The following is a 23,137-nucleotide window of genomic DNA, read 5'->3' as shown; positions in this document are numbered from 1 at the left end:
GAGATATACATGATCTGTAAATGTCATGAGTAAGGTGGTAAAATTAAATATTGAGTAAAATTTATGGGTAATATAGAAGAAATGCTGGAAAGGCAAAAAACTCCTTTTGAGTATTTGGTATTTAGTGGTGGAGGAGCCAAGGGGGCAATATATTCCGGTGTTTATTCAGCCTTGGCAGAATCTGGAGCAGTTGGAATGGTTAAGGCGGTTGCAGGCTCATCTGCTGGGGCGATAAGTGCGGCGATGGTTGCCTGTGGTATCCCCCATGAAGAATTTGAGAAAATTTCAAAAGAGACTAATCTTAAAGGTTTACTTGGTACACAAGGATTTTCAGCTGGTCCGGTGCAGATTGGCAAGGATGGTACCCCATTATATGGTCTTTTAGATAAAACAATCAGAACAGGGGTATTTAATTTTTTGAAGGGCAAGAACTTTGGGGAGCTTTGTCAGTCAGGTCGTGATAGGATTGTACAACAGCAAGAAGAGTTAGAGCAAAAAAAGCAAGAGCTTTTAAACTCGATTGAACAATTAAAACAACAACATGGTGATAATAGTCAACAGATTAGTGATATAAATGAGAATATTCAAGGATTGGATTTTCAAAAACAACAGCTAAATAAGCAATTTGATAAAATTCAAACTATCATAGACTCTAATGGTAAAGAGTTCAGTGAATTAATGGAAAAATGCCAAGCTGGTGGGAAAATCCTTTTTAAGGATTTAGCTCTTTTAAGACTTGTTGACTCAGAGCAATTTAAAGATTTATTAATTACTGCAGTAAGGCGAGATAATGGTACGTTGCAAATTTTTAGTGCGGAAAATAGCCCTGATGTTGAAATTGCTTTAGCTTGCCGTGCCTCTGCTTCAATTCCTATAGTTTTCCAACCGGCAACAATTGATGGGGTTGAATATGTTGATGGGGGATATAGGGACAATGTACCTATTGGATATTTTCCTGAAAATGAGAGTAAAGTGGATTCTTCTGAAGAATTAGAGGATTCTGCCGAAGAATTAGATGGTTTTGATAATGTTGCTCTAGCAAAAAAACAGGGTAGGGTACTGGCTCTTGCTTTTGGTAGTGGTATGGATGCTTCAACAAATGTGGCAATATATAGTGCCAAGCCTTTTGACAGTCCAAGTGCTCTAATAAAATTTTTAATGGATGTAGTATATAAAACTCTGGCTCAAGTTGGTGGACATTTTAAATATACGGAAACTGATAAAGCTACTCTTACTAATTTACGTGAGAATGCATTAAACACGGTGACATTAGATACTCAAGGTATATCCACTCTTGATTTTGATGATGCTCAGAAATATGCAGGTTACTTGCATATTAAAGGACGTTTTCAGACGTTGGAATATTTAGATAATTACGAGTTAGGTAAGGGGGTAGATAAAAACTTTGAACAGCAAAAATTCCTTCTAAGCGTCTATGAGGTTTATGATAATGACAATTTGAATAAAACATTTGCTCATAAAATGTTAGACCATATAATTCCGGCAAAGCCAACTGAGAAAAGTTGGCAAGATCGTGATGCTACTCTAAGTCATCAAGCAAAAGCTGAGGCACTTTTATCTTTTTGTACTTCAGAACGTTGGGAAGGAAAAGATAATAAGAGTCCCTTAAAAGATTATGTTATACTTGCAGCAACTAACCGCAATAAAGAAGTTAGAAATGATACCAAGGCATTAGAATCGCTGATTAACACTTTAAACTCTCCAACAACATCAAGTAAAATTAAAGAAGATTTTATACAATTACTATCTATTGATAAAAAACAAGATAAAAGATTGAATACAGAAAAAAGTCCAGCAAAGAATATTGCGGAGTTTAAATTTACGAAAGAAGATTTTAGTGGTTTTTTAAGCAAAAATAAAAGTGAAGCTTTTCGTATTAGTAGTCAAGGGAAAGGAGTAGGGCGGACTAAAGGTGGATAACGCTGAATATAGAATTACTTTATATATAGGCACTGTTCTATTGCTCCTACTACCCAATTCTCCTGAATTGACTATAACAAATCTGTGGGGTATTTGTGAATAATCTTATTTGTAACCGTACCAACAATTCTTGGAGTACTAATGATTTAATTCACTCGGAACTTATTGTATCGAGAGATTTAATATATAATCCATGTCAGTTTAGATGCTCTGAACCAGTAATAGAAAAGGAAAGTGCTGAATATGGAGCCTACATATTCAAACTAAATTCTATGAATGTTAGATTTCGTGTTGCTAAGATTACTCCTACAAAAATTGGTCAATTTGTAACACTATGGAAGAGAATGGGGAATGGACCAATTCAGCCATATGATACTGCAGATTCAATTGATCTTTTTATTGTGACAACACGTAAAGGAGATAATTTTGGTCAATTTATATTTCCACAATCTGTTTTGTATAAATATGATATAGTTTCGCACAATAACCAAGGTGGTAAGAGAGCGATAAGGGTATACCCACCTTGGGATATTGTTATAAACAAGCAGGCTAAAAAAACTCAAGCATGGCAATTAGAATATTTTTTAGAGATTCCAGGAAATAAACCAATTAACTACGAGAGAGTACAAATGCTTTATAATCAAGTTAAATAGTTATTACTAATTTTGGATTGCATCAATACCACTAAAGTGCCTCCTTGCTAATAGACGCCTTTGTGCTTTAACTTTTTTCTGTGACCGCTCACATTCTAGGCTCTTATATCACATTTTCAAGATATAAGAGCCTAGTACTACAGTTGTAGTTTAGATGTGGGCATTCACAATTTTTTTGCTATTTTTTTGTGATGAATAAAAAACCTTATCACCAAGCGTCATTGCGAGGAGACCGTAAGGTCAACGAAGCAATCCATTTCTAATCACTTTCCTGGATTGCTTCGTCGGTCTGGCAACCTCCTCGCAATGACATCTTATACTTGTAACCTTTTTTCCGTGAACACTCACATTCAATCTACAACTGTAGTACTAGGTTAGCCATAAAAATTAACCATCTTCTCAGAGATTAATTGGTTGTCATATTTTCCTAAAATATCTTGTCGAACTTGCACACCAAGATGTTTTCGTAACGAAGGCATAGTGATTAGCAGCTCCATAGCTATTGCTAAATCTTCTATATTTTGAGGTTTGACTAATAACCCATTTATTTTGTCTTGTATTAATTCTCTGCCACCTGGAGCGTTAGTAGTAATAATCGCTCTACCATATGCCCCAGCCTCTAAAAGGGAGCGGCTTAGTCCTTCACGATAGGAGGGTAATACGGCGATGTGGGCTTTTTTCCATATTTCTTCTATATCTTTCTGATATCCAAGATATTTGATATATCCTAGATTTTGGTAGTCTTCCAATATGGATTGTGCTATTGATTGTTTATTATTTTGTTCAGGCTGACCAACTAACCAGAATTCAGCATCGATATTTTTCTGTTTTAATATTTTTGCGGCATATATAAATTCATATACACCTTTATCAATAAGCATTCTAGCTACTAAGGCAACTACTATTTTATTACCTAACGGTTCTGGTAGGAGAGGGAATTTCTTGGTTTCTATACCGACACTACATTGTTTAATGACTAAATTTGGGGGAGCAATACCTAATTTCACCACTAAAGCTAAATCATCATCATTTTGTACAACAAATAACATACTTTTATAATAGCTTATTAGGGATAATATTTTAACTATGATCTTCCTAAGGCATTTTAGTAAAAATTTATTGCTGATAAACAATAAACCCATACCAACAAAAGTGTTAATGATTTGTGGTGTATTGCACAGAAAAGCACTGATACTTCCATAAAAAATTGGTTTTATAGTGAAATTATGTAATATATCAGGTTTTTCCTTATTTAATATTCTGATTAGCTTGATTAATAATAGTAAATCAGTAAAAAGGTTAATACTTCCACGCTTTATTGAAATTGGAATTACTGGTAAATTATGCTGTTCTATTTTATCTTTAAATTCACTAATATCTGTTAGTACTTTAACTTCATATCCTTTAATTTTAGCAGTCAAAGCAATTGGCAGAAGATGGTTATAAAAGTGCCAATCTGTATTTGTAAAAATAATGATTTTTTTCATTTATTTTTCTTTATAATAACTCTATAACATAAAATCATACTCAAATGATTTGGGAAATGGGGACAATAACCAAAGGGTGAGTACGCGAATTACCTACAGTCTTGCGGAGCAAACTCTTCAAATCATTTTAGTATAATTGAATTAAACTTATTATATAGTATATGTCAAGATATTTAGTCACTGGTGGAGCTGGTTTCATTGGTTCGCACCTTGTTAAATTATTAACCAAAGAAGGACACCAAGTTGTCATATTGGATGATCTTTCAACTGGTACCTTTAATAGTTCACTTGATAAAAATATTGAGTTTATTCAAGGAAATATTTTAGATCAAGATATTGTGAAGAAAGTATTTAGAAATATCGAGGGTTGTTTTCATCTTGCAGCAGTGGCAAGTGTGCAGGAATCAATTAATAATTGGCACTATAGCCATCAAGTAAATTTAACAGGAACCATTAATATCTTCCTTCAGGCAAGTAAACAAAATATTCCTGTGGTATATGCGTCATCTGCTGCTGTTTACGGCAAGATCAGTGATTTTCCTCTACAAGAAAATGGCAAAGTGAGTCCACTTTCTCCTTATGCGGCGGATAAATATGCCTGCGAGCTACAAGCTAAGGCTTTTGGCGAGGTTAAATCTCTTAAAAGTTGTGGTTTACGCTTTTTTAATGTTTATGGTACAGGACAACCTAAAAATTCTGATTATTCTGGTGTAATATCAATATTTAGAGAACAAGTGAAAGATGGTAAAGAGTTGGTGATTTTTGGTGATGGAAATCAAAGTCGGGACTTTATACATGTTTCAGATGTAACAAATATGTGTGTTAGAGCCTTATCTATGGCGGCATCATCGGCACCAGTACTAAATGTTTGCACAGGACGTGCCTATTCTATAAATGAACTTATTCAATTAATTGATAAAATCGCTGTTATCAAAGGAATAAAATATCTACCACCTCAAGTTGGTAGTATAAATACTTCTGTTGGCAGCCCAGAATTGGCTCAGCAGATGTTAAATTATAAAGCAACATATGAGTTAGCAACTGGATTATTAGAGTTATTTAGCGTAAATTTATGAATTCCAAAGAAACCCTGATTTTAGTAGCGGATATTAGGGGGTGGGCTTTTGATAACGTTGCTTCGTTTGTTCAATCTTTGTTAAATGATCAATATGATTGTCATATAATTTATAGTTGTGATTATAAAACATCGGAGGAGTTTTTAATTAATTTAAACCAATATAATTCTATTAAATTAATACATTTTTTTCATCGTGGGTATTTAACGCACTTACTGCAAATTATAGCAGATAATGGTATTAACACTAATAGTAATATTGAAAAATTATTAAATATTGCCATTACCATTAGCATACCTGATCATTTATTTATTGAAAATGAATCTGACATACTAAAAAATCTACCAACTTTCCGATTTATTGACAACTACTACACTAGCTCTAAAAGATTGTATGATATTTATGCAAATATCCCAGAATATCCAAAACCGTGGCAAGTAATTTATGATAATGTATTAATTCCAGATTCACAAATTGCTCCTGATCCTAAAATTGGTTTAGCCTCTAGTCAGCTAGTTATCACATGGATTGGTAATAGTGCTTGGGAAAGTTGGTATAGTACTATTGACGATTACAAAGGTCTAAAAACAGTAATTATGCCAGCCCTAGAACAGCTTGAGCATGAGAAAATTCATATCAAAAAATGTATAATAGATAAAAATAAGCGACTACACTCAAAACAAGAAGTTTGGGATACTCTAAAAGAAACAGACATTTTGCTAATAGCCTCAGTGCAAGAAGGAACACCTTTGACGCTTATTGAAGCGATGGCATTTGGTTGTGCAATTATTACTACTGACGTGGGGATTGTCCGGGAGGTGCTACCTGATATACAACATCAGTTTATAATCAATAGAAATCATCCGTATCTTACGGAGGCAATAAAAAAATTAGATGTTGACCGAGATTTACTAGCAAAAATTAAACAGCAAAATTTCCTTGCTTATCAAAAAATCTTTGCCGATAAAGCCCATTTGCAAAATTTATGGCTTTCGTTTATAGATATTTCAGTAAAAAATCATAACAAAAAACAAAATTTACAAATAAAGCAACAAATTTTAAGAGATATCAACCTTGTTAATAAGGGCGAAGCTCCATCGATAATTGATAAAATCCGTTCTATTCGTTTGTTAAAAAAGATAGCACAACCTCTTCTAAGATATTATTGGGTTAGATTGCTTGCTAGACGAATAATTACAATGCTTTATTCTTGTTCTTCAGAAAATGATTATGATAATTTTAAAAATTTTATAATCAAATACCAAGGACAGCAAAAGGATATTAGACCTCTTACAAAACTCGCTTATGCTGAGGAATTTGTAGGAGACACGGAACGCAGAACCGCAGCGTACTCTAGTGTATGTGAGGATTCGAGTACCGCATCATTGTCCAAATTACCAGCAGAAGTAGAGTTTTACAAGAGGTCTATTGACGATATCTACGTAATATATTCTAGTACTTTTCCTGGAGTCGCTAACTCTACTAAAGAATTATTTGACCAAATAATTCCTTTTCCTATAGGCAAAGCAAATATTTTGCTAAATTATATTAATGCATATTTACCCAACAAAATTATCACTAAAATAGCTCAGTTAATTATCAAAACAGGCATTAAAAAATTAGTTATATCGGGTGGGCTTGATGTTCATGCTCAATTAGTAGAAAAGTTGCATCAGCTTAAGGCTGATAATTATTTAGATATTTACTTTTTATGGCATGGTTCTCCTGCCCAATGGGTAGATTCTCATCATTGCCAAGATTTTTATAAATGGTTAAATTTATATAAACAAAATAAGATTAAGGCTATTATCACCCTGAAGAAAGGTCTAGAACAATTTTTGATAGCTAATGGTATTCAATCTTATTTATTACAAAACTTCATACCATCAATGCCTGAAAAAAAGGTGATAGCTATAGAGAATAGTAAATTTACAATTGGTATATGGAGTGCTTCTAGCATATGGATAAAAAATCTCTATCCTCAATTTGCTGCAATAAGTATGTTGAAAGATAAGGTTTCTTGTTACACTAATTGCCATTTTAATGACAATAAACATGCTTGTTGGATGATGCAGGATGTAGAGCTTAAAGTTTTTCCCGAGCAATTACCACATCAAGAACTAATAAAACTTATTGCCAATACTAATTTAACTTTATACATTACTAATTCAGAATGTTCACCTATGATAGTTTTAGAGAGTCTAAGTTTAGGAGTGCCTTGCTTAGTTGGTCCTACAGCAGATATTTATGATGATCAATTTTTACGTGATATGTTAACTGTTAATCGCGTTGATTGTCCGCTGACCATATTTAAAGCAATAGAAAAGGTTCAACAAAATATTGATATGATACGTTCCAAACTACCGGAGTTTATTAGAAAATATAATAAAAATGCTCTTGCTTTAAAAAACTATTTGCTAACAGTCATAAATAATGATCATAATAGGTGAGGGGAGTGATAGGCTTATGGATTGCCACGCTCACGTGCGTTTGCTCGCAATGACGTAGGCATATAACTCGCTTGTCATTGTGAGGAGGCGTAAGCCGACTAAGCAATCCATTTTTGGATTGCCGTGTCGCCGTAAAGTGGCTCCTCGCAATGACGTTAGTTTACATTGATTAAATGCTAAGCTAATCTGGGTTAGCTGTAGTTACTTACTCATTGATGCTTGTGTCCCTTTACCCATAGCAGCCTCTTTTATTGCCGAACCTAGATTAACAACACTCTTGGCAACGTCTCCCATGGCTATAGCATTGTTTAAACTACTTTTAACTATAGTACTAACTGCCTTACATGAACATTTTATTACATTCACCACCGCATTTAAAATCTTATTATCTTTGACGGCATTAATGGGTGCCTCAAATATTTTTTCAACTTTTTTTAATTGTTCTGTAGCAAAATCTTTTAAGCGACCTGTAAGAGTTAGTGAAGAGCTTAATTTATCTAGAGGTTTTTTATGATCTACACTATCAGCGAATTCCTTGAGTTTTTCAAATGAACTCATAAATTCCTCAAACACCTTTCCTGCTTTCTCAAATTCTAATTTCTTTACCCCAGAAAAAGCCTTACTAGCAGTACCAGAAAAACATTTACGTGCTTCCTCCAGATTCTTTTTTACTTCTTCTAGTTGTCGCAAGGCTAGAAAAGTACCAGGCATTTCTCCTATATTACTCTTTAGCTCTTCTGCAGACAAACTATCTTGAACTTCATCTACTTTTTTACCCATAATTTCCTCTGATTATTTAATTAAATTTTTTATCCATGGACTTCACTAGAAATTGTAGCAGAAAATTCCCCTTATCTCAATCATTAAAAATCTAAATCGGCGTAGCATGTGGGTGGAGTAAAACCTGGGATTTTGTCTTGTAGTAGGGAGCGAAAGCTAGGTCTGGATTTGACTATTGCATACCAATGACGAATAGATGACCATTTATCCCAGTTAACTTCACCGAAATAATCTAGAACGGAGATATGACAGGCGGCAGCTATATCTGCACAGCTTAAGGAATTTGATGCAATAAAGCTACGTAACTCCAATAAATTGGACATATAGTTTAAGTGATGTGACAAATTAGTCTTTGCTGCTCTAAGAAAATCGGTTCTAGGTCCTCCTAATTGGCAGGATGGTCTTACTATTTTTTCATCGATAATAATTTTTGTTACTTCGCGGTAAAATTTTTCATTAAACCAACTGAGTAATCGACGGATTTCGCATCTAATATCAAAATCTTCGTCCATAAAATTAAAATTTGGATATTTTTCATGGAAATACTCAGTGATCGGATAAATTCCTGCTATAATTAAATTGGATGCCTCTTGTAAGACCGGTAAAGTACCCGCCTGATTTAAAGACAAAAATTCCTGATTCCTCTGCCAATAATCCTCTTTAACCATAGTAAATTGAGCATCTAGTTCTTTTAGCAACACCCGAACCTGACGTGATAATGGACAAATAGGATAATGGTATAATTTTCTCAATTAACTACCCTTGATTTAAACATTAAACCTAAAATGCACTACATCTCCATCTTGCATTTTATACTCTTTGCCTTCTAAACGCATTTTACCCATTTCTTTGGCTTTTACTTCCCCATTAAACTTTATATAATCCTGATAGCTAATGACTTCAGCCCGAATAAAACCTTTCTCGAAATCAGTATGAATAATACCAGCTGCTTTAGGAGCCAGTGTACCATTACTAAAAGTCCAGGCATGGGTTTCTTTCGGTCCAACAGTAAAAAAGCTTTTTAGATCTAATAAATTATACATTTCTCTTATAATTTTACTCAGACCTGTTTCCGCAAGCCCTATACTATTTAAGAACTCAATTTTTTCCTCTTTACTTTCCAAAACTGCAATATCCGCTTCAATTTTCGATGAAATGAGGACATGTTTTGCCCCTTCTTCTTCAGCTTTTTTTGCTACAAGCTCGGTAAATTTATTACCAGTAATCGCCTCATTTTCCAAGACATTACAAGCATATAAAACTGGCTTAGAAGTCAATAATTGCAATTGATCTAACATTTCTTTGCTATAAGCCTTGCTGATGCTGCGTACTGGCTTACCTATCGCTAGAGTTGCTTGAATTTCTTTTAATAACTCTACTTGATCTTTTAAAGCTTTATCGCCTGTTTTTAAACGTTTCTCAGCATTCGTTAAACGTTTTTCTACCGATTCAAGATCGGCTAAAATTAATTCTGTTTCTATTATTTCAGCATCATATATTGGATCAATTTTATTATGCACATGAGTAATATCTATATCCTCAAAACAACGTAATACGTGCAAAATAGCATCGACCTCTCGTATATGAGATAAAAACTTATTACCAAGCCCTTCACCTTTACTAGCCCCTTGTACCAAGCCAGCAATATCGACGACTTCTATATAAGTAGGAATAATTTTAGTAGAATTAGCAACAACTGCCAACTCATTTAGCCTAATATCCGGTACTGATACTATAGCCGAATTTGGCTCTATAGTGCAGAAAGGATAATTAGCCGCTTCTGCTGCAACACTGGAAGTTAAAGCATTAAACAAAGTTGATTTTCCTACATTTGGCAAACCAACAATACCACATCTTAATGTCATAAATCTAATATCATAAATTTCTATTCATATAGTTAACCCAATTGGTATTTACCATGGATTGCTTCGTTGCCACCAAAGTGGCTTCTCATAATGACGCTGGGGGTATATATACGTCTATTAGCGATATATATGCTCCTATATTTAAACGTCATTGCGAGAAGGCGTAAGCCGACGAAGCAATCCATTTCTAACCATTTTCTTGGATTGCTTCGTCGCCACCAAAGTGGCTTCTCGCAATGACTAAGTAATGCTAGGAAGCTATAAATCTTTCCTTAAATAATATACTTCCGAATCTTTAGCATAGCCACTTCTTACAAACTCTAATTTAAAGCCTAATTTTTCATAAAATGGTCTGGCTTGCCAATCGGTAGTGAATAAAGTCATAAATTTACAATTACGCTCTCGTGCTACCTCTTCCACCTTTGCCATTAGTAAAGTACCATAATTTTGACCACGAAAATTTTCTGAAACCCATAACGTGTCAACATATAAACAACCATAGAAACTCTTGCCATCTACACCAGCAACAAAGTTTTTATCATTATCAAAACAGGCAAAGGAAAATGATTTTATAACATCAAGCCCCTTCTTGACTTTAGCCTGCTCATTTAAACCATTCTCCATTACCTTCATATATTGTGCATCTATGCTATTATCTGCATAGACTATCTCTAAATGTGATTGTCTCTCCATAATTTAAACTACACTCCTGTTAAATTCTTCCACTTTGCCTGAAAGCAATAAATGGAAATTATTGGTTATTACATCAATGGAACTGATAATAATTTTATATTCTTCTTTAGAGAAAGGAGCTAAGACGTAATCCGATACATCATCATACGCCGATGGTCTTCCTACCCCAATTCTGATACGGTGATAATCATTCCCTATACACTGATCCAATGATTTTAAACCATTATGCCCACCACTACCACCAGCTAATTTATATTTTATTCGACCAATTTCTAAATCTATATCATCATGTAAAACGAAAATATTTGGTGGGTTGATATTATAGTAAGAACATATGGCTTGTACTGCTTTACCGGACAGATTCATATAAGTTACAGGTTTTGCCAATAGTAATTTCTGTCCGTCCACTATCCCTTGTGCCAGTTCTGCATGAAGTTTGGATTTTGTATTCCAAGAAATTTTATAGTATTCTGATAAATAATCGACAGCTATGAAGCCAACGTTATGACGAGTATTTTGATACTCCTTGCCTATATTTCCCAAACCTACAACAAGTACACTCTTCTGATTTGAATATATATTTGAAGGCTTTGAAGAATTGGCTTTGCCAATAATTGAGGGATATTCATGCGTTTTTGATAATGTCATTATTACGACCTTTTGTCATTTCCACCCACTATTGTCATTCTCGCGTAGGCGGGAATCTAGACCCCGCACTGAAGCAGGGGTGACACTAAGGGCAGATATAACACAAAAACGGATTGCTTCGTCGTCATAAAACGACTCCTCGCAATGACGTTTGAGATGCATACACGTCATTGCGAGCGAACATATGTGAGCGTGGCAATCCATAAATTGTCATATGGATTGCTTCGTCGACCTACGGTCTTCCTCGCAATGACGGCTAAAGCTTACACACTTCTCGCAATGACGATTATATAATTATTTTGCTTTTACTTCTTCAGTTGCAGTTTCTTCAGTTTCTGCCTTACTACCCTTACGCCCAATGATAGTAGCAATAATAAAATCACTTTTACTAGCTAGCTGAGTTCCTTCAGGTAATTTAATGTTTTTAGCTTTTAAAGACTGACCTATTAGCATATTGCTAACATCAATATTAATATTTTTAGGTATATTATTGACATCGCATAAAAGAGTTATAGTTCTTTTTATAATATTAAAGAATCCACCCCTTTTAACTCCCAAAGCTCTTTCTTTACCTTCGTAAACCACTGGAACTTCCATTGTTTGGGTTTTTTCTTCTAAATGGACAAAATCAACATGCCTAACTATGTCAGTAATCGGATGCAATTCTACAGCTTTTGGTAATACTTTATGGGTTTTGTTCCCCACTTTAATTTGAACAATGGATGATATAAAACCAGGCTTTCTATAGTGCTTAGTTATTTCTTTTTCTTCAATAGAAACAGCAAGTGGCTGTTTATTTGCTCCATAAACCACAGCAGGAACCATACCTCTTCTGCGTAGGTCTCTTGCAGCTCCTGTCCCAAATTTCTCCCGCATTTCCGCTGCAAGTTCTAATAGTTCACTCATCTTTTTCTCCCAAGAGATTTTAATAATATGAGGTGATGATAGTACTAAATGCTAAAAAATTCAAGTATTAATTTGACAAGACGTTTGACTATTGTTTACTATAGATGCTCATACTAAAGTTATTAAGAGGTTATCATATGTCGAAAGTTCAAGAACAAAAAAGCATAGACGCTGTATTATCAAGTGAAGCAAATTCATTAACAAAGATGCAAAATGCTATAGGTAAACTCCTAGATGCTAATCAACAATTAAAAGGTAGCATAGAGCTAAAACAGGAAGTGGAACAGCTAAAGAAAGAAGCACCATCTTTACCTTGGTTTAAAAGATTCGTACAAATTATTCCTCAAGTGAAATATCTTTTTATAAAAAATGACGAGCAGATTGCCGCAGAAAGGAGAGAAATCAACAGAGAGATACTTACAGATGTTGACGATACATTAAAAAAAATAGGAAAAAAATCTTCATCGTTACAAGTAATCATCGATAAAGAATTACAGAAAGGGTTGGATAAGATTTTGCAAAAAGAGTTATCGGATGAACAAAAAAAAATAGCAGCAGAATTACAAGAACAGCTGATCAAATTGGATGTATCCCCAGAAAAATTTAGGGAAATTGTACCAAAGTTTTATAATGCTAAAGAGGCTGTAGCATTAATGCACGAAAGAACACAGCTAACACAAATACAAAAAGACATCACCAAATTGGTAGAGGCTAATGATAAAGTGCAAGGGCTGCTTGCTATAAAACAACAATTAGCAAAATTGCAACAAGACTTACCCTCAACTTGGTTAGATGGTCTTAAACAAGTTGTAACAAAAATCAAGCATATTTTTGTAAGTACTCCAGAAAAAATTCTGGAAAACACCGTAATCAAAAACAATGAAACGTTACGTCATATTGATAATGCTTTAAAATTCACTGGTAAGAACATAGAGAGTTCAAAACTAGCTAGAAAAGATAAGTTGCATAAAGAATTAGAGAAGTTGACAGAAAGAAAGTTATCAAACGAGCAGTCCGATGCAGTGAAAGTTTTAAGTAGTAAAATTGATTTAGCTTTTTCCAGAACAGTTTCTATTTCAGAACCATTACTAACTACGATTGGTCAAGAGCAGACTCAGTCGCAAACCTTGCACTCATCAATGCCTAATCTACAGACGGTGCCACTACGTCAAGCCCCGCCACCACCTCCTTTAGCTAACGCTTCATTACCAAACCAAGTTGTTCAGCAACCAAATGTTACAATACCGCCAGCACCGCCTTTACCTCCTACTGGTATAGGTTCTCAGCAAGCAGCCGGCTCTATACCACGACCAACACGTCCAGCTCCAGCTCCACCTTCTACACATACTACTTCGTTGCCGGATATAAATGCTCCACAACCAGAAGAACATGCTAGACGAGCATCTATGCCATCGTCAACAAAACGGCATGCTCCACCTCCACCTGTACGTACTGCGTCGTTGCAGAATCTAGCTGACCCACAACCAAATATTGCAACGGAAATACCTCCACCTCCAGCACCGCCGCCATCACCACCACTACATGTACCAGGCTTACAACAAGGGGCTCATCAAGAACCCCAAATAATACCACCGCCACCACCATTGCCACCTACAGCAGCCCAACCAGCTCCGCCGCCTCTACCAGATGGAGGGTTTGATCAACCGCTACCACCTCCTCCACCGCCGCCACCACCACCGCCGCCTGGTCAAATTAACAACCCGGCAGCAGCAAACCCAATAGAAGGGCAGGAGAATGCTCATGGACAGCTATTAGATGAAATTAATAAGGGAATACAACTTAAATCAGTAGTAGTGCCTAAGGAGAAACAGCCGGCAGTAGCAGTGCCTGAGGAGAAAGATGAAAGAGGTACTCTATTAGCTGCAATTAGAGCTGGAGTAAAACTTAAAAAGGTAGATGATATAGATAAACAACACAAAGATGCTGTAGATAAAACTAAAGCAGGAGAGGAACCTTCTATTGTTACATCTCTGAGAGACGCAATACTTGCTAGAAGACCTGCGTTCCAAGATGATGACGATGATGAACACCCACATGCTGCGCTTGTGGAGTTTATTGAAAATAAAGATATCGATCAATCTGCTCTTATTAAGACACTTCATGCTGAACTTTCGGAGACTAAAAATATTGAGACCAAAGAAGAGCTAATTGAATTTATTGGGAAAGATTTCAGGGAGCAAGATTTTGAGGGATGGGAAGAAGTTGATCAGGAAAAGAAACAAACAGATATCGTTAAAAAACTAAAGGAACTTAAAGAGAAATATGAGAACAATACTCTTGACTTATCAGCTAAGCCTGTTGTTGAAGCGGTAGCAACAAAGGAAAATCTCCCTAAAGAGCTTCAGGCAGAAGTAAAAGCTATTGCCGCCACTATCCCTAAACCCGGGAATGTTACAGGAGCCAATAAGCCCCCTCCACCACCTCTTCCCCCTAAAATTCGACCTGTAGGTGGTCGTGTATAAGGGCAGTGTACACTAGTGTTGGGGTTAAGTAGGTGTATCAAAACGACGTCATTGCAAGAAGCCACTTAGTGGCAACAAAGCAATCCAGGGAAGTAATTAGAAATAATGGTATGGACCTACCCTATATACAGAATGAGAAGCAAATGCTAATCTTCTAGGATAGGAAATGAATCCTAAACAACAATAAGGAGGTCCGTATGGAAGTTACCACAATTGGTATAGATATTGCAAAAAAATTTTTTCAAATTCACGGTGTAGATAAAAATGGTAAGACAATATTAAAGAAAAAATTAATGAGAGAGCAGGTTCTAACTTTTATGGCTAACTTACCAAAATGCTTAGTAGGCATAGAAGTTTGCGGTGGTTCTAGCTATTGGGCAAGAGAATTAACAAAACTAGGGCATACTGTAAAATTAATAGCCCTGCAATTTGTTAAGCCTTATGTTAAAACTAATAAAAATGATCAAGCAGATAGCGAAGCAATATGTGAGGCAGTAGCGAGACCTAATATGAGATTTGTGCCTATCAAAACTGCAGAGCAACAAGATATTTTATTTATTCATAGGGTAAGGCAACGATTGGTAAAAAACCGTACAGCTCTTGCTAATGAGATCAGGGGGTTATAATGGTTCCAATATTTTGGACAGAAAAATAAGAAAAATGAGATAGAATTCTTTAGCAAACAAGGAGAGCTAGAGATGAAAAAACAAGTAAGGCAATATAGTGCTGAGGAGAAAGCCAAAATTGTCATAGAAGCAATTAAGGGAGAGCTAACAATAGCCCAGATAACCAGTAAGTATGGTGTTCATGCAACACAGATAAGTAACTGGAAAAAACAAGGTCTTGAGTTGTTAGTACAAGGTTTTAAGAATAAAACACAGAGTGCTGACCCAAATCAGCAGGGGTTAATCAAGAATCTATATGAGCAAATTGGTCAGTTAAGCGTTGAGTGTGACTGGCTCAAAAAAAAATCTGCATTGTTTGGAATTAAAGGTTAGGTGTAATATGATAGAGCCTAATCATAATAAGTTAACAATTGTACAACAGTGTAAGTTATTGGATATTGCAGGTCAACCTATTACTATCAACCTACTGGTATTAGTGAACAAGATATCAAGATTATGGCAATAATTGATGAGACCTATACTATGCATCCATATTATGGTATGCGGCGGATGGCTAAATATTTACAAGCCCAAGGTTTTTCGGTAGGTCGTAAAGCTGTTAGACGTTACTACAAGATAATGGGTCTTGAAGCTGTTTATCCTAAAATAAATTTAAGCAAGAGGAATCAGGCACATAAAATATATCCTTATTTACTAAAAGGATTAGAAATAGTATTGCCAAACCAGGTTTGTAGTGCAGATATAACGTATATAAGACTGAGCCAAGGGTTCGTATATTTAGTAGCTATTATTGACTGGTATAGTCGTTATATTCTAAGTTGGCGAATCTCCATTAGTTTGGAAAGTGCATTTTGTGTAACAGCCCTTGAAGACGCTATAGAAAAATATGGTATGCCAAAAATATTTAATACTGATCAAGGAGTACAATTTACCTCGGAGAATTTTATTAGTATGCTAAAGCTACATAATATCTTGATTAGTATGGATGGTAAGGGACGAGCCTTAGATAATATTTTTATTGAACGTTTTTGGCGATCATTAAAACAGGAAAAAATTTATCGGATTATTTTAACAACAGTAAAGGAGGCAAAAACAGCAATTAACGAATATATGGACTTTTATAATAGACAAAGGATGCATCAAACTTTGGATTATAAAACTCCAGAATGTGTATATTTTGAAAAAAATATTGTATAAAAACAACAATTTAATTTTTGTGAATTATATCTCTATTTATCTAAATTTTTGTCTAGACAAAGGGGACCACCTTAGAATCTTCTGTGTACATTCTTCCAATTGCCATAATCAGGAGGCAAATCTCTCCATGGAGCTCCCGTTCTAAATATCCACATCACTGCATTTATAAAAGTTCTATTGTCTCTTGCAATACCTCCCCAACAACCTTTCTGACCAGGTAAATTACTTTCTATCTTATTCCAAAGCTCATCGCTTATATCATGTCTTCTATGTGCTAAACTCATTGCTTCTTATCGCCTATTTTTATTACTACAATTATAATAACAAATCACATAAAATTATGCAATCACAATCTCGTGACGACATACCCTAACTATTTATCAGTAAAAAATTATAAATTTTTTAACTTCTTATCCAAAATTCGCGTAATAAAGTATTTTAGGGATTTTTTTGCCTAAGGAGTCGTAAGAAAATAATGTGTATAAATTAAATTCTACCTACAACTAAAATTATATAATCATTGCATAATTGCCACTAAACTAAATATTTCACTAATTTTTTATAAAATATACTTTACATACCAAAATATATTTTATACCTTATTAAAATATATGGATTTTTAGGAATAAAGGAATTTATTGTCAATACAAATTAGGTTCTTGATATTGTTACAAGTTCCTAAATGTCATTGCGAGGAGACATGAGCCGACGAAGCAATCCATAAAAGAGAGGATTGCTTCGTTGTGCTTCGATACTGCTCGCAATGACGGAAAAGCTATCTAGAACTTTAACAGGCAGCTATATAAGGAGTTTTGGATATTATTGAAGTAAAAAAATTAAAGAGGTTTTATGTCAAAAGAAAGATTAGAAACACTAAAAAGTAAATTTAATAGTTTAAGCAATAATCCACTGATGGATATTGATGGGAATTTGAGTAGTTTGCAGAGTAAGCTGAGTAGTGAAAAATCTAATAATAATAGCTATATATCGCAAAATAGTAGTTTATCGTCACAATTATCACAAGCTCAAAACGATCTTGCTAATGAACAAAGTAATCTTCGTAATGCTCAAAACGATCTTGCTAGTAAACAAAGTACTCTTAATAGTACTCAATATAGTCTTAGTAATATTCAATGTAATCTCACTAGTAAGCAAAATAATCTTGCAACATTACAAAGCAAACTTAACGAACAACAGGCTTTAGTAAGAAAAATACACGAATATTTAAACGATTTTCAGGATAATCCTGCATCTACTACAGGAATAGTGGAAAATGATCAACTAGCTGCCAAGTTGGTTGGTGAACTAGCACAATTAAATTTGGAGTAAATTTATGAGAATACGAGATTTTATAAAAGGGAAAATACAAGAAGCTGAGGATATTTTAAAATATGAGTCATGTGTGGTTATCAAACAAAATTCTGATAACCAAACTGTGGTTAAAGTATATTTTGATTATAGTGGGAACAGTGATATGCACATAGTGAGATCGTTTGATGGGACTGGCACACAAATTAATCATCCAAGTAGATCCGTTACGGTTCCAACACATCTTTATCATACGCAAAATATACCGGTAGACCCAACTGACTCCTTAAACTCAATAGCCCCAATACTCGACATAATTCCGCAAATTACTTCATACCAAAGTAATAATAGTAGTTATGCAACACAAAATTCCGAAAAGAGTCATGAGCTTGCTCAGAAGAATCAGGAGCTTGCTGAGAAGAATCAGGAAGTTTCTCAAAAGAGCCAAGAGGTTGCTCAAAAGAGCCAAGAGGTTGCTCAAAAGAAGTGGGAAGTTTCTCAAAAGAACCAAGAAATCGCTCAGAAGAATCGGGAGATTACCGAAGTACAGCAAAAAATAGCAGGGTTGCAGTCACAGGAGAATAGTTTACAGAGTCAGATAAATAGTTTCCAAATTGGTGATAATATTAAGGCATTAAATGCTAAACAAAAAGCTCATATTCTACAGAAACTTTGGGGCAATGGTGATGCAGATTCTGTTTCAGTAATTAATGCTATCAAACAATATGGTTTTGATCCGCATTATGTTCATAAAAATGGTCAATCTCTGACCCAACTGGCTTTAAGTAAGAACGATACTGCTTTATTTGATTTGTTAATAGCTAATAAAATTGATTTCAATATTAGCAATGCCAATCTAACTATCTTCAAGTTAGTGTTGGATTCAGGTAATAGTAATTTCATTAGTAAAATGTTTGCCACGGGGCAAGATTTTACTAAATCGCTGTTAGATGTGGTACTAAAAGATGATGCGGTGATGCTTGACAAAATATTTAGTCATAAAGCAGAATTAAGCCAGGTTAGCTATTCAGGTTACAGTCTATTACAATTGGCATTAAAGCATGGTTGCTATAAATCAGCAGAACAAATATTACGATCTAATCCTCAGGCGATCAATCAACTAACAACCAAGGGAATGTCTGCGTTGCAACTAGCTGTGCTAACGGATGATAAGCCAGGGATAGAGTTGTTGAAAAAGTTTGGAGCAAATTTTGAGCTTGAGTTAAAAAATGCTATTAGCAAAAATTATGGAAAGAACGTTACTAAGATATTAGAAACTAACCCGGAATTGCTAAATAAATTAGAAGCCCAAGGTAATAGTCCTTTATACCATGCTTTGTTACAAAATAAGCTGGCAATAGCAGAGTCTTTGTTGAATAAGGGAGCTGATAGTAAAATAGTTATGCAAAAGGCTTTGGCAGAAAATAATTTACAGATGGTTAAGGATTTAGTTGCTTTAAATGCCGATAGTGCAGAACTAGTAATAAGTGACAATAAACCTGCTTTGTATCTTGCATTAGAACAAGATACAACAGAGATTGCTAAATTGCTGTTAAAGACCAGTAATTTAATGTCAGTGGTAAGATTGTCAGCAGATAAGGCACAAGCCAATATTGCCATAAAACTAATTAAGTTGGAACCTAGTTTATTAGCCAATTTAGCTCAAATAGAGAATAGTAAGGTAATCGAGAAGTTGCTTGAGGATTCTGGGTTTATATCGCTTGTAGAATCTTTAGCAGACAATAATGGTAATAATTTACTACATCTTGCTTGTAAAAATAATAACCATCAATTAGCCACAGAGATTTTAGAAAAAAATCATATTGATGTTAATAAACAGAATAGTGAAGGTAAAACAGTTTTTCATATATTGTTAGAGAATTCAGCAGATTTTGCAGAAAAATCCCAGTTAGCGGAGGTTCTTTTAAAACACCATCCTGATATTCATGTATCAGATACTAGCGGTCATACACCAATCGATTTAGCTGTAGAACATTATGCAGGGATACTAGCTATGTTCTATCAGCAAAATTTGATGGGGGATAGTGCTCATACAGACCTTAATTAAATAAACTTCCTACATAAGTCAATCTAGTTGGTGATTTTGTCGTCGAAACTCGCCTCCGCTCCTCACGTACGTTTATGTACGCTGCGGTACTCGGCTTCGTTTCTCCTAAAAACCCCTCAACTATCTTTGACTTATGCAGGGAAGTCTAATTTATAATTTATTCATATCTCAATAAGTAGTTTTATAACTTTTGAGATAGTTGGGTAGTAGCGAGATGTTTGATTTCTATGTAAGTAGCGACAAAGCAGTTTTAGAGTTACATAATGAAGATATTGATTATATAAGGATTTATAATAATTTAATAGACCCTACTGATACTATTTATTGTATCTTACCTTTCTCACGAGATAATAAGCCATTATATTGGCATAGTACTACTACACTTACAGGTCCTCCCGCCGATTTAGTAATTCTTACCCAAAACCTCAACCGTAGTAGTTTGTCTGTTGAAGATGCAGATTTCAGGCAGTTTCGTAGTATTACAGTTAGTGATAATAAGTTTTATCGGGATGGTGATAGGTTTTTGGTAATTCAACAAGACGAACATAATAACAATTCTGTTACTTTTAGAAATTGTCAGGCTTTGAATGCTGATTTTTTCTGTAATAAACTTACCTGGATAGGTGGTAGGGTAAAAAATAATTTATCTGTTGAATTACATGGTTTAAATAGTGAGCTAACAATAAAAGGTAATGATGAGACAAGAGCGGTCATCGGCACTCTAATTATACCAGAAAATATTAAGCCACTAAGAGTTTGTTTAGAAAATGTTGCTATTATAACTAATTTTTCTTGCGAAAATGTAAAAATCCTATCGCTTAAGAATGTTAAGTCTGGTAGTGGAGTTTGTAAATTAATAGCTGAAGAAATAGAAGAATTATCTAATTTTCAAAATCTCAGTACTGAGTTTATTGTTAAGTCAGAAATAGCTAATATTGGATCATTTATCTCACCGATAGGCAAGGTCTATATTGATGTTTATTCATTCATTGAATTTAGGGCTGATGGTGATGGTAGGTTTCAAGGGCTAGACCTAAATATTGATGTGAGTCGAGCAATCGAGAAAAAGATCGAAATGCCCTATGGTATCGTTAAATTTGACAAGATCAATATTAAAGGAGCCAGCGTCATCGATATTCCAGGTATTTTAATAGCTGAGCAGATGGAAATCATTAATTGCCTACAATTAAATCTCAACGAATCAAGAATAGGACATTTAAAATATCAAGCGGCTCAAGGAAAAGTATTTTTTGGTAAACATTCTGCTAAAACCACAACAATTGATAGTTTGTGGTTAATAGGTAATATCACAGCTAATTTCCAAGGACCCACTGAACTATTTGATCTAGATAGTGAAGGAAGGAGTCATATAGTTATCTTCAGCGATTATAAAGGAAAATTTATCAAACTAAATCTTAATCTTGATGCCAGACGAGATAATATTAGTTCTGATAGGGATGGTTATTTTGGTTTGCACATCCAGAATGCTGGTAATAAGAAAGTTGAAATAGATGCAATTTTAGCCAAGTTAAATAGTTTCAATATTAGTGGTAGTGTGAAACTCGGGCAGATTATTTGCCAGCCTATTGATAGTAAATATAATTTAATTCAAATTAATGTTCAGTATCTATCTCACATTAGCATTGATGGTTTTTTTGCTGGATTTGATCATAATATAGTTATTGAAAAAGCTACTGGAAAAATTAGCTTAGTTCAATCAATGGATAGAGCTTTATCTACTAGCCAAATTATTGCTGGTATTAATTGTGCAATGCAAGATTTTTTAACTATCAGGGCTGGTCAAGGTTTAAGCTTTCATGGCAATATTAAAGTTATCGATGGTAATATTGAGTTATATAGCCTCTTTGGCGTATTATCAGCAAGAGGCTCACTCACAGCTAAACAAATCAAACTTTTAGCTATTGGAGGAAGTCTTGACATTAGTGCTCATCTTGATACCCATAGTTTAGTTACTTATTCTAAGACAGACTCTTATATACGAGATACTATCATCAATGCTATTCAATTTTTAGCTCATACAGTAGGGCATTATATCCAAATTGGTAGTAATGTTACCACCAATAAGACTGTGATTGTCAGTGAGAATGGTGATATTATGCTGAGAGCTTCATCGATGCAATCCGCTCTATTAGAAATGACCAGTGGTAAGGATATTGGAGTAGATAAATCTAATATCCAAGCAACTGATCAAAGGTATAGAAGTGATAATACTTATATAATGGATAGTAATATTTCTGGACAGACTAGTAGTATCCAATCTCAGAAAGATATTGGTATTATTAGAACTAATATTATTGTTCAACAAGTTACTAATCAAACTGGTCAAGACTTAATGGTAGTGGAGTCTAATGTTACCAGTCGTCAAATGGCAAATGTAGCGGGTAGAGATATTGCGGTTAGTGATTCACAGGTAAGTAGCCGCCTGTTAAAGGTTGTCAGTGATAGAGATACTAGAGTAGATACATCTAATATCCAAGCAACTGACCAAAGCTATAGAAGTGATAATACTTATATAATGGATAGTAATATTTCTGGACAGACTAGTAGTTTCCGATCTTACCAAGATATTGGTATTGTTAGATCCAATATTAGTAGTAGGCAGCAAGCTACTAATCAAGCTGGTCAAAATTTAAGAATAGTGGAGTCTAATGTTACCAGTAATCAAATGGCAAATGTGGCGGGTAGAGATATTGGAGTAGATAGCTCTAATATCCAAGTAACTGACCAAAGCTATAGAAGTGATAATATTTATGTAACCGATAGTAATATTTCTGGACATACTAGTAGTTTCGAATCTCAGAAAGATATTGGTATTGTTAGATCTAATATTATTGAACAGCAAGTTACTAATCAAGCTGGTCAAGATTTAAGAATAGTGGAGTCTAATACCAATTCCCAAATTTAATTTAGTATAAAGATGAGAAAAATAGGTTAT

The 23,137-nt window shown here is 34.5% G+C and carries 18 protein-coding genes and 2 pseudogenes; 12 read left to right on the top strand and 8 right to left on the bottom strand.

What is annotated here, in order from left to right:
- The first annotated feature begins 63 nt into the window (after positions 1 to 63).
- Together ACFELW_RS04320 and ACFELW_RS04315 are read left to right on the top strand one after the other, a co-directional pair.
- On the top strand, positions 64 to 1,941 hold the full coding sequence (locus ACFELW_RS04320; protein WP_375329736.1) for a patatin-like phospholipase family protein: 1,878 nt from the start codon (positions 64 to 66) through the stop codon (positions 1,939 to 1,941).
- 95 nt (positions 1,942 to 2,036) lie between these two features.
- Positions 2,037 to 2,594, top strand: a complete 558-nt coding sequence (locus ACFELW_RS04315; protein ID WP_375329735.1) for a MepB family protein — start codon at positions 2,037 to 2,039, stop codon at positions 2,592 to 2,594.
- 374 nt (positions 2,595 to 2,968) lie between these two features.
- Here the strand turns inward: ACFELW_RS04315 and ACFELW_RS04310 are convergent, their stop codons facing one another.
- On the bottom strand, positions 2,969 to 4,081 hold the full coding sequence (locus tag ACFELW_RS04310; protein WP_375329734.1) for a glycosyltransferase family 4 protein: 1,113 nt from the start codon (positions 4,079 to 4,081) through the stop codon (positions 2,969 to 2,971).
- Between the two features lie 161 nt (positions 4,082 to 4,242).
- Here ACFELW_RS04310 and ACFELW_RS04305 point away from each other — a divergent pair, with 161 nt between their 5' ends.
- Together ACFELW_RS04305 and ACFELW_RS04300 are read left to right on the top strand one after the other, a co-directional pair.
- The gene (locus ACFELW_RS04305) at positions 4,243 to 5,157 is read left to right on the top strand and encodes an NAD-dependent epimerase/dehydratase family protein (RefSeq protein ID WP_341749134.1); all 915 of its coding nucleotides are present in this window, start codon (positions 4,243 to 4,245) and stop codon (positions 5,155 to 5,157) included.
- Positions 5,154 to 7,607 (top strand): glycosyltransferase, encoded by a 2,454-nt coding sequence (locus ACFELW_RS04300; protein ID WP_341759026.1) that lies wholly within the window; start codon positions 5,154 to 5,156, stop codon positions 7,605 to 7,607. The genes ACFELW_RS04305 and ACFELW_RS04300 overlap by 4 nt, the downstream gene beginning before the upstream one ends.
- 201 nt (positions 7,608 to 7,808) lie before the next feature.
- Here the strand turns inward: ACFELW_RS04300 and ACFELW_RS04295 are convergent, their stop codons facing one another.
- The 6 genes from ACFELW_RS04295 to ACFELW_RS04270 form a co-directional block, all read right to left on the bottom strand.
- A complete protein-coding gene (locus ACFELW_RS04295) occupies positions 7,809 to 8,387 on the bottom strand; it encodes a hypothetical protein (protein WP_375329733.1) in 579 nt (192 codons plus the stop codon).
- A gap of 83 nt (positions 8,388 to 8,470) precedes the next feature.
- Positions 8,471 to 9,139, bottom strand: coding sequence for a glutathione S-transferase family protein (locus ACFELW_RS04290; protein WP_341748867.1), 669 nt, complete (start codon positions 9,137 to 9,139; stop codon positions 8,471 to 8,473).
- Between the two features lie 15 nt (positions 9,140 to 9,154).
- Positions 9,155 to 10,252, bottom strand: a complete 1,098-nt coding sequence (ychF, locus tag ACFELW_RS04285) for a redox-regulated ATPase YchF (RefSeq protein ID WP_341748866.1) — start codon at positions 10,250 to 10,252, stop codon at positions 9,155 to 9,157.
- A gap of 258 nt (positions 10,253 to 10,510) precedes the next feature.
- On the bottom strand, positions 10,511 to 10,945 hold the full coding sequence (locus ACFELW_RS04280) for a GNAT family N-acetyltransferase (RefSeq protein WP_094648828.1): 435 nt from the start codon (positions 10,943 to 10,945) through the stop codon (positions 10,511 to 10,513).
- Between the two features lie 3 nt (positions 10,946 to 10,948).
- Positions 10,949 to 11,593, bottom strand: coding sequence for an aminoacyl-tRNA hydrolase (gene pth, locus ACFELW_RS04275; RefSeq protein WP_375329732.1), 645 nt, complete (start codon positions 11,591 to 11,593; stop codon positions 10,949 to 10,951).
- 294 nt (positions 11,594 to 11,887) lie between these two features.
- Positions 11,888 to 12,499 carry a 50S ribosomal protein L25/general stress protein Ctc gene (locus ACFELW_RS04270; RefSeq protein ID WP_341759031.1) on the bottom strand — a complete coding sequence of 204 codons (612 nt, stop codon included), beginning with the start codon at positions 12,497 to 12,499 and terminating at the stop codon, positions 11,888 to 11,890.
- Positions 12,500 to 12,636: 137 nt separating this feature from the next.
- Here ACFELW_RS04270 and ACFELW_RS04265 point away from each other — a divergent pair, with 137 nt between their 5' ends.
- From ACFELW_RS04265 to ACFELW_RS04245, 5 genes and pseudogenes are all read left to right on the top strand, one after another.
- Positions 12,637 to 14,982: a WH2 domain-containing protein gene (locus ACFELW_RS04265; protein WP_375329731.1), complete on the top strand. Its 2,346-nt coding sequence runs from the start codon at positions 12,637 to 12,639 to the stop codon at positions 14,980 to 14,982.
- Between the two features lie 197 nt (positions 14,983 to 15,179).
- Positions 15,180 to 15,605, top strand: a pseudogene (locus tag ACFELW_RS04260) (IS110 family transposase); the annotation flags it as partial.
- 75 nt (positions 15,606 to 15,680) lie between these two features.
- Positions 15,681 to 15,980 carry a transposase gene (locus tag ACFELW_RS04255; protein WP_094649795.1) on the top strand — a complete coding sequence of 100 codons (300 nt, stop codon included), beginning with the start codon at positions 15,681 to 15,683 and terminating at the stop codon, positions 15,978 to 15,980.
- A gap of 7 nt (positions 15,981 to 15,987) precedes the next feature.
- Positions 15,988 to 16,113 (top strand): hypothetical protein, encoded by a 126-nt coding sequence (locus ACFELW_RS04250; RefSeq protein ID WP_375329730.1) that lies wholly within the window; start codon positions 15,988 to 15,990, stop codon positions 16,111 to 16,113.
- Positions 16,080 to 16,805 (top strand): IS3 family transposase, encoded by a 726-nt coding sequence (locus tag ACFELW_RS04245; RefSeq protein WP_375330511.1) that lies wholly within the window; start codon positions 16,080 to 16,082, stop codon positions 16,803 to 16,805. The genes ACFELW_RS04250 and ACFELW_RS04245 overlap by 34 nt, the downstream gene beginning before the upstream one ends.
- 74 nt (positions 16,806 to 16,879) lie before the next feature.
- On the opposite strand, the pseudogene ACFELW_RS04240 reads toward ACFELW_RS04245, so the two are convergent.
- Positions 16,880 to 17,089: pseudogene (locus tag ACFELW_RS04240) on the bottom strand (transposase); the annotation flags it as partial.
- A gap of 565 nt (positions 17,090 to 17,654) precedes the next feature.
- Between ACFELW_RS04240 and ACFELW_RS04235 the strand changes: the two are divergent.
- The 3 genes from ACFELW_RS04235 to ACFELW_RS04225 all read left to right on the top strand — a co-directional run bounded on the left by ACFELW_RS04235 (position 17,655) and on the right by ACFELW_RS04225 (position 23,107).
- Entirely contained in the window at positions 17,655 to 18,134 is a 480-nt protein-coding gene (locus tag ACFELW_RS04235; RefSeq protein WP_375329729.1) for a hypothetical protein, read from the top strand.
- Between the two features lie 4 nt (positions 18,135 to 18,138).
- Positions 18,139 to 20,181 carry an ankyrin repeat domain-containing protein gene (locus ACFELW_RS04230; protein ID WP_375329728.1) on the top strand — a complete coding sequence of 681 codons (2,043 nt, stop codon included), beginning with the start codon at positions 18,139 to 18,141 and terminating at the stop codon, positions 20,179 to 20,181.
- 214 nt (positions 20,182 to 20,395) lie between these two features.
- A complete protein-coding gene (locus ACFELW_RS04225; RefSeq protein ID WP_375329727.1) occupies positions 20,396 to 23,107 on the top strand; it encodes a hypothetical protein in 2,712 nt (903 codons plus the stop codon).
- Positions 23,108 to 23,137: the final 30 nt, after the last annotated feature.

The sequence above is a fragment of the Candidatus Tisiphia endosymbiont of Nemotelus uliginosus genome (assembly GCF_964264755.1).
Taxonomy (GTDB): domain Bacteria; phylum Pseudomonadota; class Alphaproteobacteria; order Rickettsiales; family Rickettsiaceae; genus Tisiphia.
Note: the sequence above shows the minus strand (reverse complement) of the source record. Positions and strands in the feature narration are given on the sequence as shown.

Bases quoted from the DNA above. Each gene is read 5' to 3' on its own strand.
- ACFELW_RS04320 (WP_375329736.1), top strand. From the start codon at position 64: ATGGGTAATATAGAAGAAATGCTGGAAAGGCAAAAAACTCCTTTTGAG.
- ACFELW_RS04310 (WP_375329734.1), bottom strand. From the start codon at position 4,081: ATGAAAAAAATCATTATTTTTACAAATACAGATTGGCACTTTTATAAC.
- ACFELW_RS04305 (WP_341749134.1), top strand. From the start codon at position 4,243: ATGTCAAGATATTTAGTCACTGGTGGAGCTGGTTTCATTGGTTCGCAC.
- ACFELW_RS04300 (WP_341759026.1), top strand. From the start codon at position 5,154: ATGAATTCCAAAGAAACCCTGATTTTAGTAGCGGATATTAGGGGGTGG.
- ACFELW_RS04295 (WP_375329733.1), bottom strand. From the start codon at position 8,387: ATGGGTAAAAAAGTAGATGAAGTTCAAGATAGTTTGTCTGCAGAAGAG.
- ychF (WP_341748866.1), bottom strand. From the start codon at position 10,252: ATGACATTAAGATGTGGTATTGTTGGTTTGCCAAATGTAGGAAAATCA.
- ACFELW_RS04280 (WP_094648828.1), bottom strand. From the start codon at position 10,945: ATGGAGAGACAATCACATTTAGAGATAGTCTATGCAGATAATAGCATA.
- pth (WP_375329732.1), bottom strand. From the start codon at position 11,593: ATGACATTATCAAAAACGCATGAATATCCCTCAATTATTGGCAAAGCC.
- ACFELW_RS04270 (WP_341759031.1), bottom strand. From the start codon at position 12,499: ATGAGTGAACTATTAGAACTTGCAGCGGAAATGCGGGAGAAATTTGGG.
- ACFELW_RS04265 (WP_375329731.1), top strand. From the start codon at position 12,637: ATGTCGAAAGTTCAAGAACAAAAAAGCATAGACGCTGTATTATCAAGT.
- ACFELW_RS04255 (WP_094649795.1), top strand. From the start codon at position 15,681: ATGAAAAAACAAGTAAGGCAATATAGTGCTGAGGAGAAAGCCAAAATT.
- ACFELW_RS04250 (WP_375329730.1), top strand. From the start codon at position 15,988: ATGATAGAGCCTAATCATAATAAGTTAACAATTGTACAACAGTGTAAG.
- ACFELW_RS04235 (WP_375329729.1), top strand. From the start codon at position 17,655: ATGTCAAAAGAAAGATTAGAAACACTAAAAAGTAAATTTAATAGTTTA.
- ACFELW_RS04230 (WP_375329728.1), top strand. From the start codon at position 18,139: ATGAGAATACGAGATTTTATAAAAGGGAAAATACAAGAAGCTGAGGAT.
- ACFELW_RS04225 (WP_375329727.1), top strand. From the start codon at position 20,396: ATGTTTGATTTCTATGTAAGTAGCGACAAAGCAGTTTTAGAGTTACAT.